Here is a 14,239-nt window from a genome sequence, read left to right as displayed (position 1 = left end):
GGCGTCGGGGTTCAGGCGATCTCGCTGGGCGGGCGACGGGTCGGGTGCGGAGCGGTGGGATCGGCCGGCGTGCCCGGCGCCGGCGCGAGGGCGGGCTCCGGCTCCGGCGCGGGCGTCGCGGTGGCGGGCACCTCCCCCGTGGTCCCGCCGGTCCAGCCCTGCGCCCGCCAGCCTTCGGCGCGCTCGTCGAGATCGATCGCCCCGCCGCGCTGCATCAGCGCGATGACGCGGTCGGCGACATCCCCGTCCGCCCGCACGGTGACGAGGGTGCCGCCGCGCCGGATGCCCTCGGCATAGGTCTCGGCATCCGCCCCGCTCAGACCCGCACCGGTCAGGGCGCCGATCAGGCCGCCCGCGGCCGCGCCCACCCCGGCGCCGGACAGGGCGGCGACGAGCCAACCCGCGGCGATCACGGGGCCGGCACCGGGAATGGCGAGAAGGCCCAGGCTCGCCAGCAGGCCCGCACCGCCGCCGAGCAGGGTGCCGACCGTCGCGCCCGCGCCGGCCCCTTCGGCCGTCGAACTCTCGTGTGTCGGACTCGAGTGCGCCGGATTCTCCCGGCCGCCCGCCGCTCCGGCCGGCTCATCGATCGTCGGACCGGCGGAGCGCTCCGCGGCGTTCAGGGAGACGATGCCGATATCCGCGTGCGGCACACCCGCCGCCTCGATCCGGTCGATGACGCGGGCAGCGTCCTCCTGGCTGTCGAACAGGGCGGTGACGGCGCGTGCTGCCATGGTCGTTCCTCTCGTCTGTCTTCGTATCGGCCCGATCGATCCTCGCGCCGGCCCGCCTCACTCGGCGGCGACCTCGCCGCGGAAGTCCATGCCGACGGCCAGGGTGTGGCCCGCATGCCCCGCGCGCCCGCGCCAGATCCCCTGCCCGTCGAGATGCAGGTCGGCGATCTCGGAAAATCCCATCGCGGCGAGCCGGGCCCGCACCTGCGCCTCGGTGAAGCTGTTGGCGCCGGGCTGGAGCCGCGCGCCGACCGCCCCGTGCGCCCGCTCCGCCGGGGCAACGGCGGGCGCTGCGGGCTCCGGCGCGGCCCCGGCCGCCGTCGAGGCGAGCAGGGCGAGGAACAGAAGGGGAAGGGCGCGCATCATTCAGAACCCGGCGTGACACTCGTCTGCATCGGTCCCGGCCCGCGACCGGACCGAACGCCTGACCAAGCGCCGGCCATGGGACGAGGTTCCGCAACAGCCTCGGCGTTAACGCCTCGCTAACCCTGTACCCGGCAAATCCTGCCGGGTGCGGATGCGCGGGATGCCCCGTGCGATTCGTCTTCGGGGATTCGGCGCGATGAGCGAAGCGGCCAAGGCCGTTCCAGCGGGAGCAGGCGGGCTCGGCGGCCTGTCGTCCCTGCGCATGCCGGATCGATCGAGCCTCCAGGCGCTGTCGAAGCGCTCGGACCTGTTCTTCGCCACCGCGGTGATGGGCATCCTCGTGGTGCTGATCTTCCCGCTGCCGGCCTTCCTGCTCGACCTGCTGCTGGCCGTGTCGATCATCATGTCGGTCCTGATCATGATGACGGGGCTGTTCATCGACAACCCGCTTGAATTCACCGTCTTCCCGACGCTGCTTCTCATCGCGACCATGCTGCGGCTGGCGCTCAACCTCGCCTCGACCCGGCTGATCCTCGGCCACGGCCACGAGGGGACGGCGGCGGCCGGCCACGTCATCGAGGCCTTCGGGCACTTCGTGATGGGCGGCAACTTCGTGATCGGGATCATCGTCTTCGCGATCCTGATCATCGTGAACTTCGTCGTCATCACGAAGGGCTCGGGCCGCATCGCCGAGGTGGCGGCGCGCTTCACCCTCGATGCCATGCCCGGCAAGCAGATGGCGATCGATGCCGACCTCTCCGCCGGCCTGATCGACGAGAAGGCGGCCAAGGCCCGGCGCTCCGCGCTCGAGGAGGAATCCTCGTTCTTCGGCGCCATGGACGGTGCCTCGAAATTTGTGCGCGGCGACGCGGTGGCGGCGCTGCTCATCACCGGCATCAACGTGGTGGGCGGCATCATCATCGGCGTCGCCCAGCAGGGTCTGGGCTTCGCGGAAGCGGCCAAGACCTACACCCTGCTCACCATCGGCGACGGGCTGGCCTCACAGGTGCCGGCGCTGATCGTCTCGACGGCGGCCGGCATCCTCGTCTCGAAGGCCGGCGTGAAGGGCGCCGCCGACAAGGCGCTCGGCAAGCAGATGGCGAACTATCCCAAGGCCCTGGGCATGTCGGCGGGCGTCATGATCCTGATCGCGCTCCTGCCCGGCATGCCGATGCTGCCCTTCCTCGCGCTCGGCGGCGCCTCCGGCTACGCGGCGTGGCGCATCGCCAAGACCCAGCGCGAAAACCCGCCGGCGGCCGCCGAAGGCACGCCCGGCGCCGACGCCGCCCCCGGCGCGGCGCCGGGCGAGGAGACCGTCACCGATCTTCTCAAGCTCGACGACCTCAAGCTGGAGATGGGCTACGCGCTGCTGGCCCTCGTCAACGGCGAGGGCCAGGACCGGCTCACCGACCAGATCAAGGCCCTGCGCCGCCAGCTCGCCTCGGAACTCGGCATCGTGATGCCGTCGGTGCGCATCCTCGACAACGTCAATCTCGAGGCCAACACCTACGTCGTGCGGGTCAAGGAGATCGAGGCCGGCACCGGGCAGGTGTTTCCCGGCCAGTTCATGGCGATGGATCCGATGGGCGGGCAGGTGCAGCTCCCCGGCCAGCACCTCTTGGAGCCGACCTTCGGCCTCCCCGCGACCTGGGTCGATGCCGGCCTGCGGGATCAGGCCCAGCTCAAGGGCTACACCGTGGTCGATGCGGCCACCGTGATCTCGACGCACCTGACCGAGCTCATCAAGGCCCATGTCTCGGAGCTACTGAACCACGTCGAGGTGCAGAAGCTGCTGCGCGAGCTGCCCAAGGAGCACACCGAACTGCTCAAGGAGGTGGTGCCCTCGCAGATCGCCACCACCGGCATCCAGCGGGTGCTGCAATTGCTGCTCGCCGAGCGGGTCTCGGTGCGCGACCTCGGCTCCATCGTCGAGGGCATCGCCGAGGTCGCCGGCCACGTGAAGAACCCGCGCGACATCGTCGAGCATGTCCGCGCCCGCCTCGGCCGGCAGATCTGTGCGCAGTACCAGGGCCCGGACGGCACGCTGCCGATCATCACCCTGTCGCCCGCCTGGGAGCAGGCCTTCCTCGAATCGATCGTCGGAGAGCGTGAGGAACGCTACCTCGCGATGCAGCCCTCCCGGCTGACGGAGTTCGTCAACACGGTGCGCGACCGCTTCGAACAGGCGGCGCGGATGGGCGAGATGCCGGTGCTCGTCACCTCGGTCCAGGCCCGGCCGTTCGTGCGGTCGATCATCGAGCGCTTCCGCCGCGAAACCCCGGTGATGAGCCAGGCGGAGATCCATCCCCGCGCGCGCCTGCGAACGGTCGGATCGGTGTAAGGCTCTGACGTCGGGGCCGAAATCGTCCCGACGTCACGCTCGCCGGGACATCATCGCGAAGTTCATTAACAAAGGTAGGCTATCAACCCCACGTTGCCCGACGACAAGCACCCGTTTGCGAGGGCGTCACGGGGGTGGTCATGTTCCGCTTCGATATCCCGAGGAAGCTCTACGCTCTCGTGGCGCTGGCCGCTCTGAGCCTCGTGGCCATCTGCGCCGTCGCGCTGACCTACCAGTACGACGCGATGTATGCGCAGCGTCTGAACCGCCTGAGCTTGATGACGGAATCGGCGGTCAACCTGATCGATCATCACCGTCAGCGTGTCGAGAAGGGCGAGTTGACGGAGGCCGAGGGACGGAAGGCGGCCTATGCCGCCGTGGCGTCGATGCGGCACGGCAAAGACGGCTACCTCTTCGTCTACGACCGAAACATCATCGTGGTCGCCCATGTCACCCCGACCTTCATCGGCCAGAGCTTCGCCGACCTCAAGGACACGACCGGTTTCGCCTTCATCGCCGAGGTGCTGCCGCGTGCCATGCGCGACGGCGTCGCCTCGGTGGTCTACACGTGGAAGCGGACACCGGAGGCGGAGGCGACGGCCAAGCTCGGCTTGTTCCGATACTACGCGCCGTGGGGCCTCTACATCGGCACAGGCGTCCATATCGACGACCTGAAAGCGACGCTGTGGGAGCAGATCGAGCGCCTCGGCGCCATCGCCCTCGGCATCCTCATCGTTCTCGGCCTCACCTCCTGGGCGATCATCCGCTCGATCGTGCGCCCGATGAACGCCCTGAGGGCCACGATGGGCCGGCTGGCCGAGGGGCGTACCGACATCGCCCTGCCCGAGGCGAAGCGCAACGACGAGGTCGGCGCGATGGCCCGCGCCGTGGCGGTCTTCCGCGACAACGCCGTCGAGCGCGAACGGCTGCAGGGGGTGCAGGATGCCGACCAAGCGCTCAAGATGCAGCGGGCCGAGCGGCTCAACGATCTGATCCAGAACTTCGAAGGCACGATCACCGGCATCGTCACCACCATCGGCGGCGCCGCCTCGCAACTGCAATCGACGGCGCAGGGGCTCGCCGGGACCGCGAACCAGACCGCCAGCCAATCGACCGCCGTCGCCGCGGCGGCCGAGGAGGCGACCACGAACGTCAACACCGTGGCCGCCGCCGCCGAGGAGCTGGGCACGTCGGTCCAGGAGATCGGCCGGCAGGTGGATGGCTCGGCCGCCCTGTCGCGCAGCGCCGTCGCGGAGGCCGGCCAGACCGGACAACTCGTGCGGGACCTGAGTGAGGCCGCCGCCCGCATCGGCGACGTCGTGGCGATGATCTCGGACATCGCCGGCCAGACCAACCTGCTGGCGCTCAACGCCACGATCGAGGCGGCGCGGGCCGGCGAAGCCGGCCGCGGCTTCGCCGTGGTCGCGGCGGAGGTGAAGGAATTGGCGAGCCAGACGGCGCGGGCGACCACCGACATTTCGGACCAGATCGCCCGCATCCAGCGCTCGACCGGCACCGCGGTGGGCGCGATCGGCGACATCGCCGGGCGGATCGGCGAGATCAGCAGCGTCTCCGCCTCGATCGCGGCGGCGGTCGAGCAACAGAGCGCGGCGACCCAGGAGATCGTGCGCAACGTGGCCCAGGCCGCGACCGGCACCAGCGAGGTCACGCACAACATCGCCGGCGTCGCCCACGCCTCGGAAGAGACCGGAGCGGCCGCCGCTCAGGTGCTCGGCGCGGCCTCGGAGCTGTCCCAGCAATCCGATCACCTGCGCAGCGAGGTCCGCCGCTTCCTGGAGACGGTACGGGCCGCCTGAAGCGCCACCCGGGAGCCATCCTGGCGCCACGAAAAGAGCCGAGCCCGACCTCACGGAGAGGACGGGCTCGGCTCTGTTATTTCTGATCGCGGTCCATGCTCCCGGGGAACCGGCCTCGCCTGAAGGAGCGTGGGGCCGCCCGGGATCGTCAGCCGTTCAGGCGTGGCCCTCGATGGCGCGCAGGACGGCGACCAGCTGGTCGGCCTGTGAGCGCGTGAGCCCGCTGCTGATGATCGTGCCGTCCTTGCAGATCGAACAGGTGCCGTCCTCGGCGACCCGAATCTTGATCGAAGCCATGATATCCATCCGGGAGCCGGAGCGGCTCCCCATTTCGCCGAAGCTTAACCGTTCGTGAAGGGCCGGCAAACCCGCGCGTCCCGTTCATCCACCGAAGCGGCGTGACGTAAGGATTGCAGGGCCGGCCGTCACTGCGACGAAATGTGCCGGGAACCGATTGGAGGGGTCTTCAACGCAGACGGCGGCCGCTCCGGGGAGCGGCCGCCGCCAAGACTCAGACGAGGGCGGCTCAGACCGCCTTCTTCTCCAGACGCTTCTCGATCACGTGGTTGTCGAGGCCGGGCGCGACCAGAGGCGGCTCGGCCGCCGGCTTGGCGTCCTTGCCGAGGGCGTTGGAGAGGCGGGAGCGCTCGAACAGCAGCACCACGACGATGGCCACGGCGAAGGGGATGAGCAGGTAGAACAGGCGGAAGATCAGCACCGCGGCGAGAACCGGCGCCTTCTCGGCATCGGTCTGAAGCTGCATGGCGGTGAAGAACACGAGTTCGAACACCCCGAGCCCGCCCGGCGCGTGCGAGGCGAGCGCGACCGAGAACGAGGCGAGGAAGATGCCGAGCACCGCGATGAAGCCGGGATTCAGGGCATCCGGCAGGGCGAAGTATATGATGCCCGCCGCACCCAGCAGCTCCAGCGGCGCCGCGATGAGCTGGCGCACCATGATGCCGGGGCGCGGATACTCGATCTTGAAGTTGCGGATCGTCAGCGGGCGGAAGCGCAGCACCGAACCGATGACATAGAGCGCGACGAAGGCGAGCAGGCCGAAGCCGACGAGCCGCGAGGTCGCCGGGTTGGTCAGCGCCGCCGGCAGCAGGTTGTCGAGCCGCGCGAGCAGGACCGGATCATAGACCAGCACGAAGCCGCCGAGCAGGATCGTGCCGAGGCCGAAGGTGAAGGAGCACAGGGCCACCAGCACCGCGACCTGCGCCGCCGACAGCCCCTTCGAGGTGTAGGCCCGGTAGCGAACCAGCGCGCCGGAGAAGACCGAGGCGCCGATATTGTGCGAGAGCGCGTAGGTCGTGAACGAGCACAGGGACACGAACAGCCACGAGATGTGGCGCACGCCCAGATGCAGCAGCGCGATCCGATCGTACCAAGCGAGCGCGGCGTAGGCGACGAGGGTGGAGACGGCTGCGAGCAGGAAGTGGTGGAGCGGGATGGCGGCGAAGGCCGCCTCGATGCTCGCCCAGGAGAGGTTCTTCAACTCGCCCCAGAGCAGGTAGCAGGACACCGCCACCGCGGCGAGGCCGATCAGGCCCCAGACGATTTCACTGACTTTTTTCATGGATGCCGGCCGCCTCTCTCGGGAGCGGTCTCTCCTGCGCCACGACCGCGCGCACCGCAAGCGGAACCGAGGCGACCGTCTCCGATCCGCCCGGCTCTTGCCGACCGATCATGACGGTTTCATGCCGAAGACGGACGCCGCGACTGATTTGCGGCGCCCGGCCAAGATCCACGTTGCGAGGACGGGCTTTCAACGGGGCGAGCGAGGATCTAGCGCCGGGGAGTGACCTGCTCGATGTAGGCGCCGTCGGATCGTTTCAGATCCGTGGGATTGATCCGGTCCCGACCGCCACCCGACGGATCTCCTGCGGATCCCGGGATCGGGCCCGCCGCATCGATCAGCCGCTCGTCGGTGACGACGTTGGTGCGCGGCTCGCTGAGGCGGGGCCCCGGGGCCAAGCGCTGACCTTCGTAGAGGTTGATGCAGTCGCGCAAGGCGATCGGATCGCGGATGAAGGTGCAGTCGTTCACGTTCGGGACCGGGGCGGTTCCGTTCGGCGTCACGAGGGTCTGGGCCACCACGGCGCGCGACCCGGCGGCCGGCCCGAGGAGGATCACCTGATCGCCGACGCGGCCCGGCAGGAGCCCGCTTGCCGACGGCCCATCCCCGTTCAACGCGATGACGTTCTGCGCGAATGCTGCAGAGGGGATGAGCCCGAGCGCCAAAGCCGTAAGGACGATCGTAAATCCGCGTCGCGGCATGTCGCACCCATGAGCAAGCCGAGCGCGCAGCCACGCTCCCGCGCCGATCACATGGGTTAAAACACCGTTGCCCGTTCGCGGTTCCGCCCGGAAACCGGCGTGACCCCGCCCGAGCCCGCGGACCCAGCCGCACGATGGACCGGTCCACGGTCCCGTGACGGGCGAGGCTGGTGCATCGGAGCATGCCGGCGGCAAGGGCGCCGCCGGCTCGAAGGCCGCCCGCCCCTCAGGCCCGGGCGCGCAGCCCGATCGCGTCCATCTCGGCCTGCTCGCGAGCGGCCTCGGCGGCGCGCTCGGCGGAGCGCTCGCGATCCTCCAGGATCTCGACCTTCTTCAGCTCCTCGAACGCCTCGCCCAGCTCGGCCTTGGCCTCGGCGAGCTGGCCCTCCAGGGCGGCGGCCGACTGGCGCATGTTGTCCCGGCGGCCGGTCGCGGCGCGGGCATAGGTCGGATAGGCGAAATGGGCCGGGTCGGAGATTCCGGCGCGGGCCTCCTCCTGGGCAACCTCGCGGTCGAGCTCGGCCGCCATCCGGTTGAAGTCGGCCATCATCATCTCGATCTGGGCGACCCGGCGGCGCTTCTCGTCCACCTGGAACCGACGCAGCCGGATCAGCGTGTCACGCGATTTCATGTCGGGCCATCCACTCCACGCTACGCTGGAAAGCGGCCCGATCGGCGCGGCGATCCTCTCGGATCGTCACCCGACGCGCTTTCGAAGCCGCCTCACCCGCCGCCGACGATGGCGGCCAACCGGGCATAACCCTCGCCGATGGAGGTTGCTTCTTCCTTACCCTGCCCCAGAAAAGCCGTCAGATCGGGCATCAGGGCCACCGCCTCGTCCACCTCCGGCGACGAGCCGGCGCGGTAGGCGCCGAGCCGGATCAACTCCTCCATGTCGGCATAGGTCGCCAGCACCTTCCGCGCCCGGCGCACCGTCGGGAGGTGGGCCGGGTCGCAGGCCCGCGGCATGGTGCGCGAGACCGAGCGCAGCACGTTGATCGCCGGGTAGCGCCCCTGCTCGGCGATGCGCCGCTCCATCACGATGTGACCGTCGAGGATGCCGCGCACGGCGTCCGCCACCGGCTCGTTGTGGTCGTCACCCTCCACCAGCACCGTGAACAGGCCGGAGATCGCCCCCTCCCCCACCCCGGGCCCCGCCCGCTCGAGAAGACGCGGCAGTTCGGAGAAGACGGTGGGCGTGTAGCCCTTGGCGGTGGGCGGCTCGCCGCCGGCCAGGCCGATATCGCGCTGGGCCATGGCAAACCGCGTGATCGAGTCGATCATGCACAGCACCTGCGCGCCCTGATCGCGAAAATACTCGGCGATGGCGAGCGTGACGTAGGCAGCGTTGCGGCGCATCAGCACCGGCTCGTCGGAGGTCGCCACCACCACGACCGAGCGGGCGAGACCCGCCGCGCCGAGATCGTCCTGCAGGAATTCCTGCACCTCGCGCCCGCGCTCGCCCACCAGCCCGATCACCGCCACGTCGGCGGCGGTGTAGCGGGCGAGCATGGAGAGCAGCACCGATTTGCCGACGCCGGAGCCGGCGAAGATGCCCATGCGCTGCCCACGGCACATGGTGAGAAAGGTGTTGATGCAGCGAACCCCGAGATCGAGCGGGGGCCCGACGCGCCGGCGTCCATGCGCCGGGGGCGGATCGGCGCGCAGGGGATAGATCGCCGGCCCCTGCGGCAGCGGCCCCAGTCCGTCGATCGGCCGCCCCAGGGCATCGACGGTGCGCCCGAGCCATGCGGCGGAGGGGCGGATCGCGCCGGCCGCCTCGTCGCGCACCAGGGCCGGACAGCCCCGCCGCACGCCCTCCAGGGAGCCGAACGGCATGGCGAGCGCCCGGTCGCCGGCAAAGCCGATCACCTCGCACGGCACCGTCGCGGTCGCGGCGCCATGGCCGCCCTCGACCACCACGTCGATGCGGCCGCCGAGCCGCATGGCCGAGACCGGCCCGGCCACCTCGACCAGAAGGCCGCGGATCGCCGTGACCCGGCCGAAGGTCTCCAGGGTCTCGACGGTCGAGAGCGCGGCGAGTGCGGCCGCCAGCCCCCCGGAGCCGTGCTCCTGCGTCATTCGCCCTCGACCTCGTTAACCGCAGCCGCGCCACCGAACCGGCCGATGTCTTAACACCGTCGGGTCACGCGCCAAGGTTCTTCACCATCCCTCCGCGGCCGATGGAGGACGATCCCGGAATCGCGAAGGCGACGAATGGTCTCCGTCTCCTTTCGGCAACATGATCTGCAAGGCGAGCGATCAGAAGGGGTTAGCGGGCGAAGCTGCGTTTCCACCTCGGGAAAGCCGCCAGCGATGGAGAACAGATCGCCAACCCTGGGGAGAATCGCTGCCGGACTCGAAAGAGACAGCGCTTGCAAGCGGGATTCGGCTTTTGTTAACGGTTAAGGAATAGCGTTTCGAAAGTGGGAATGAGGGAGCGTCCGCCGAGGCCGTCGGCGGGCGACCGGCGGCGGCTTGTCTCAAGCGCCCCGAAACGGCCTGGCCGGTGGGGATCACGATGCGCGTACTTCTGATCGAGGACGACAGCGCCACGGCGCAGAGCATCGAGTTGATGCTCAAATCCGAGAACTTCAACACGTACACGACCGATCTCGGCGAAGAGGGCGTCGATCTCGGAAAGCTCTACGATTACGACATCATCCTTCTCGACCTGAACCTGCCCGACATGTCGGGCTACGAGGTGCTGCGCTCTCTTCGCGTGGCCAAGGTGAAGACGCCGATCCTGATCCTGTCGGGCATGGCCGGCATCGAGGACAAGGTGAAGGGCCTCGGCTTCGGCGCCGACGACTACCTCACCAAGCCGTTCCACAAGGACGAGCTGGTGGCGCGCATCCACGCCATCGTGCGCCGCTCGAAGGGACACGCCCAGTCGGTCATCACCACCGGCGACCTGATCGTGAACCTCGACCAGAAGACCGTCGAGGTCTCCGGCTCGCGGGTCCACCTCACCGGCAAGGAGTACCAGATGCTGGAACTCCTCTCGCTGCGGAAGGGCACGACCCTCACCAAGGAGATGTTCCTCAACCATCTCTACGGCGGCATGGACGAGCCGGAGCTGAAGATCATCGACGTGTTCATCTGCAAGCTGCGCAAGAAGCTCGCGAACGCGTCCGAGGGCAAGAACTACATCGAGACCGTGTGGGGCCGGGGCTACGTGCTGCGCGAGCCGGTCGAGGGCGAGGACCGCATGGCCGTCTGAGGCCACGCGTCCCCCGCCGATCCAAGAACCCCGCTCCGGCGGGGTTCTTTGTTTCTGGGCGAAGGCGTCCCGGCAGACGGCGCGGCGTTCAGCCCTCGGCCTCGCGGAAATACGGCTCGACGGGGCCCTTGAGCTTCACCGTGATCGGGTTGCCGGCGCGGTCGAGGGCCTTGCCGGCGGAGAGCCGCACCCAGCCCTCGCTGACGCAGTATTCCTCGACATTGGTCTTCTCGACCCCCTTGAAGCGGATGCCGACGCCGCGGGCGAGCACCGCCTCGTCGTAATAGGGGCTGTTCGGGTTCACCGAGAGGCGGTCGGGGAGCGTGTCGGACATGAGTCGTGACTTCCTGGCAATCGAGCGGGCCGGTTACGGCAATCGCGGCGGTCCCGCAACGGCACGCTCGGCGCGGACGACCGCGATCAATTCCGCGACCCGGCCGCTCTGCAAGAGCGGAATCCACCGCATCACCGTCGCGTGCGGAAAATCCCACCACGCCGTCTCGACGAGCGCGGCGGTCGTCGCCTCGTCGAAGCGGCGGCGCACGATCCGGGCCGGGTTGCCGGCCACCACGGCATAGGGCGGCACGTCGCGGGTGACGACGGCATGGGCCGCCACGACGGCGCCGTGGCCGACGGTGATCCCCGACAGGATCATGCAGCCCGAGCCGAGCCAGACATCGTGGCCGATGGTCACGTCGCCGCGCGAGGCGTGGTAATCCGCGGGTGCGTCCGCCCCCGGCCAGAGCCCGGTCATCGCGGCGAAGGGATAGGTCGAGACCCAGTCGAGACGGTGGTCGCCGCCGAGCAGGATCTCGACCCGGTCGGCGATGGAACAATACCGGCCGATCGTCAGCCGACGCCCGGATTCGGGGAAGCGCACCTTCGGCCGGCCGTAAGAATATGCGCCGATTGAGAAATTCCAGCGGCGCGCCAGCGTTTCCAGATGGACCCGGGTCTCGTTGTGCGGGTTGCGCCCCCGCTTCAGCCGTTGCAACAGATGCCTCAACGGCGCCCCCTGAGAAATGACGGTGCGGGCGCATAAAAGCGAGCGGAAGAGGACGGCATCGCCATGGCCGACAACATGTCCGAGGATCTGAAATCCGGGGCGCTCGTCTACCACCGACTGCCGAAACCCGGAAAGCTCGAGATCCAGGCGACGAAGCCTCTCGGCAATCAACGCGATCTGGCGCTGGCTTATTCCCCCGGCGTCGCCGCCGCCTGCATGGCGATCCACGACGACCCGCAGGAGGCCGCGACCCTCACCATCCGTCAGAACCTCGTCGCGGTGCTCTCGAACGGCACCGCGGTGCTGGGCCTCGGCGATATCGGCCCGCTGGCCTCGAAGCCGGTGATGGAGGGCAAGGCGGTCCTGTTCAAGAAGTTCGCCGGGATCGACGTGTTCGACATCGAGGTCGACCAGAAGGACGTCGACAAGCTGGTGGACGTGGTCTGCTCCCTGGAGCCGACCTTCGGCGGGATCAACCTTGAGGACATCAAGGCGCCGGAATGCTTCGAGGTCGAGGAGCGCTGCCGGGAGCGGATGAACATCCCGGTCTTCCACGACGACCAGCACGGAACGGCGATCATCGTCGCGGCGGCCGTCCTCAACGCGCTCGAGCTCGCGGGCAAGCAGCTCTCCGACGCCAAGATCGTCACCTCCGGCGCCGGCGCGGCGGCGCTCGCCTGCCTCAACCTCCTGGTTTCCCTCGGCGCGACCCGGGAGAACATCACCGTCACCGACATCAAGGGCGTGGTCTACAAGGGCCGGGCCGAGCTGATGGACCGCTGGAAGGACATCTACGCGCAGGAGACGGAGGCGCGGACGCTCGCCGACGTGATCCCCGGCGCCGACGTGTTCATCGGCCTCTCGGCGGGCGGCGTGCTCAAGCCCGAATATCTCGAGAAGATGGCCGAGAAGCCGCTCATCATGGCGCTCGCCAACCCCTATCCCGAGATCATGCCGGACGTCGCCGAGCAGGCACGGCCGGATGCGATGATCTGCACCGGGCGCTCGGATTTCCCCAATCAGGTCAACAACGTCCTCTGCTTCCCCTACATCTTCCGCGGCGCGCTCGATGTCGGCGCCCACAAGATCAACGAGGAGATGAAGAAGGCCGCGGTGAAGGCGATCGCGGCGCTCGCCCGCGAGACGCCCTCCGACGTGGTGGCCCGCGCCTATGGCGGCGAGGCCCGGCCGTTCGGGCCCCGCTCGCTGATCCCGAGCCCGTTCGATCCGCGCCTGATCCTGCGCATCGCGCCGGCCGTGGCCAAAGCGGCGATGGATTCGGGCGTTGCCGGGCGGCCGGTGGAGAACATCCAGGCCTACGCGGAATCGCTCGACCGCTTCGTGCACCGCTCCGGCTTCATCATGAAGCCGCTGTTCTCCAAGGCGAAGACGGATCCGAAGCGCGTCATCTACGCCGAGGGCGAGGACGAGCGGGTGCTGCGCGCCGCGCAGGCGGTCGTCGAGGACAAGGTCGCGCGGCCGATCCTGGTCGGACGTCCGCGGGTGATCGAGACCCGCATCAAGCGCTTCGGACTCGACCTGAAGCCCGGCGAGCATTTCGACCTGATCGATCCCGAGGACGATCCGCGCTACCGGGACTACGTCGCCACCTATCTCGAGGTCGCCGGGCGGCGCGGCATCACGCCGGATCTCGCCCGGACGCTGGTGCGCACCAACAGCACGGTGATCGCGGCGCTGGCTGTCCGCCGCGGCGAGGCGGATGCTCTGATCTGCGGCCTGGAAGGCCGGTTCGAGACGCGGCTGCGTGTCATCCGCGACATCATCGGGCTCTCGCCCGACTCGCTCGATTTCGCCGGCATGAGCCTGATCGTGACGAAGAAGGGCGCCTTCTTCCTCGCCGACACCCATGTCCGCCAGAACCCGAGCGCGGAGGAGATCGCCGACGTCGCCATCGCCTGCGCCAACCATGTCGGTCGCTTCGGTCTGACCCCGAAGATCGCGCTGCTGAGCCACTCCGATTTCGGGCAGTCGGACTCGGACTCGGCGAAGAAGATGCGCAAGGCCCTGGAGCTGATCCAGACCCGCGCACCGCAGCTTCAGGCCGACGGCGAGATGCAGGCGGATTCGGCGCTGTCCGAACTCGTGCGCGACCGGGTGCTGCCGGGCTCCAACTGGAAGGGCGCGGCCAACATCCTCGTCTTCCCGAACCTGGATGCGGCCAACATCGCCTTCCAGTTCGCCAAGGTGCTGGCCGATGCCCTGCCGGTCGGCCCGCTGCTGATCGGCCCGGCCAAGCCGGCGCACATCCTGACGCCCTCGGTCACGGCCCGCGGCATCGTCAACGTCACCGCCGCGGCGGTGGTGGAGGCACAGGCCGGGGAGCCGCAGGAAGCGGCGGAGGCCGAGCCGGGCGCCGGGCCGATCTCGGAGTAGCCCGTCCCCTCGAGCCCCGCGCGCTTCTGGTGAGCGCGCGGGGCTCGAGCTTGGCTGTTATTTTGCATTCAGCTCCGC

13 protein-coding genes are annotated in these 14,239 nt (G+C 69.2%); 4 read left to right on the top strand and 9 right to left on the bottom strand.

Annotation, left to right across the window (positions count from 1 at the left end; translation table 11 throughout):
• Positions 1–11: 11 nt before the first annotated feature.
• Both HNR51_RS23130 and HNR51_RS23125 read right to left on the bottom strand, forming a co-directional pair.
• A complete protein-coding gene (locus HNR51_RS23130) occupies positions 12–734 on the bottom strand; it encodes a hypothetical protein (protein WP_012452672.1) in 723 nt (240 codons plus the stop codon).
• A 57-nt stretch (positions 735–791) separates the two neighbouring features.
• Complete coding sequence (locus tag HNR51_RS23125; RefSeq protein WP_182556491.1) at positions 792–1,097, bottom strand: hypothetical protein; 306 nt, start codon at positions 1,095–1,097, stop codon at positions 792–794.
• Positions 1,098–1,296: 199 nt separating this feature from the next.
• Here HNR51_RS23125 and flhA point away from each other — a divergent pair, with 199 nt between their 5' ends.
• Together flhA and HNR51_RS23115 are read left to right on the top strand one after the other, a co-directional pair.
• Entirely contained in the window at positions 1,297–3,441 is a 2,145-nt protein-coding gene (flhA, locus tag HNR51_RS23120; RefSeq protein WP_182556490.1) for a flagellar biosynthesis protein FlhA, read from the top strand.
• Between the two features lie 140 nt (positions 3,442–3,581).
• Complete coding sequence (locus HNR51_RS23115) at positions 3,582–5,258, top strand: methyl-accepting chemotaxis protein (protein ID WP_182556489.1); 1,677 nt, start codon at positions 3,582–3,584, stop codon at positions 5,256–5,258.
• A 156-nt stretch (positions 5,259–5,414) separates the two neighbouring features.
• On the opposite strand, the gene HNR51_RS23110 is transcribed toward HNR51_RS23115, so the two are convergent.
• The 5 genes from HNR51_RS23110 to fliI all read right to left on the bottom strand — a co-directional run bounded on the left by HNR51_RS23110 (position 5,415) and on the right by fliI (position 9,620).
• On the bottom strand, positions 5,415–5,555 hold the full coding sequence (locus tag HNR51_RS23110) for a hypothetical protein (RefSeq protein ID WP_165608583.1): 141 nt from the start codon (positions 5,553–5,555) through the stop codon (positions 5,415–5,417).
• Between the two features lie 229 nt (positions 5,556–5,784).
• Positions 5,785–6,837, bottom strand: coding sequence for a lysylphosphatidylglycerol synthase domain-containing protein (locus tag HNR51_RS23105; protein ID WP_012452677.1), 1,053 nt, complete (start codon positions 6,835–6,837; stop codon positions 5,785–5,787).
• A gap of 209 nt (positions 6,838–7,046) precedes the next feature.
• Positions 7,047–7,538 (bottom strand): hypothetical protein, encoded by a 492-nt coding sequence (locus tag HNR51_RS23100; RefSeq protein WP_182556488.1) that lies wholly within the window; start codon positions 7,536–7,538, stop codon positions 7,047–7,049.
• Between the two features lie 226 nt (positions 7,539–7,764).
• Positions 7,765–8,169: a flagellar export protein FliJ gene (fliJ, locus tag HNR51_RS23095; RefSeq protein WP_012452679.1), complete on the bottom strand. Its 405-nt coding sequence runs from the start codon at positions 8,167–8,169 to the stop codon at positions 7,765–7,767.
• Positions 8,170–8,261: 92 nt separating this feature from the next.
• A complete protein-coding gene (gene fliI / locus HNR51_RS23090) occupies positions 8,262–9,620 on the bottom strand; it encodes a flagellar protein export ATPase FliI (RefSeq protein WP_012452680.1) in 1,359 nt (452 codons plus the stop codon).
• Positions 9,621–10,059: 439 nt separating this feature from the next.
• Here fliI and ctrA point away from each other — a divergent pair, with 439 nt between their 5' ends.
• Positions 10,060–10,761 (top strand): response regulator transcription factor CtrA, encoded by a 702-nt coding sequence (ctrA, locus tag HNR51_RS23085; protein WP_012452681.1) that lies wholly within the window; start codon positions 10,060–10,062, stop codon positions 10,759–10,761.
• An 88-nt stretch (positions 10,762–10,849) separates the two neighbouring features.
• On the opposite strand, the gene HNR51_RS23080 is transcribed toward ctrA, so the two are convergent.
• Both HNR51_RS23080 and HNR51_RS23075 read right to left on the bottom strand, forming a co-directional pair.
• On the bottom strand, positions 10,850–11,095 hold the full coding sequence (locus tag HNR51_RS23080; protein ID WP_012452682.1) for a DUF3297 family protein: 246 nt from the start codon (positions 11,093–11,095) through the stop codon (positions 10,850–10,852).
• A 33-nt stretch (positions 11,096–11,128) separates the two neighbouring features.
• Positions 11,129–11,755, bottom strand: a complete 627-nt coding sequence (locus HNR51_RS23075; protein ID WP_182556487.1) for a CatB-related O-acetyltransferase — start codon at positions 11,753–11,755, stop codon at positions 11,129–11,131.
• A gap of 75 nt (positions 11,756–11,830) precedes the next feature.
• On the opposite strand from HNR51_RS23075, the gene HNR51_RS23070 reads away from it, so the two are divergent.
• Positions 11,831–14,161, top strand: coding sequence for an NADP-dependent malic enzyme (locus HNR51_RS23070; RefSeq protein ID WP_012452684.1), 2,331 nt, complete (start codon positions 11,831–11,833; stop codon positions 14,159–14,161).
• The last annotated feature ends 78 nt before the right edge of the window (positions 14,162–14,239 follow it).

Origin of the sequence: Methylorubrum thiocyanatum (genome assembly GCA_014138645.1) — a bacterium.
Lineage (GTDB): Bacteria > Pseudomonadota > Alphaproteobacteria > Rhizobiales > Beijerinckiaceae > Methylobacterium > Methylobacterium thiocyanatum.
This window is presented reverse-complemented; position numbering and strand designations above follow the sequence as displayed.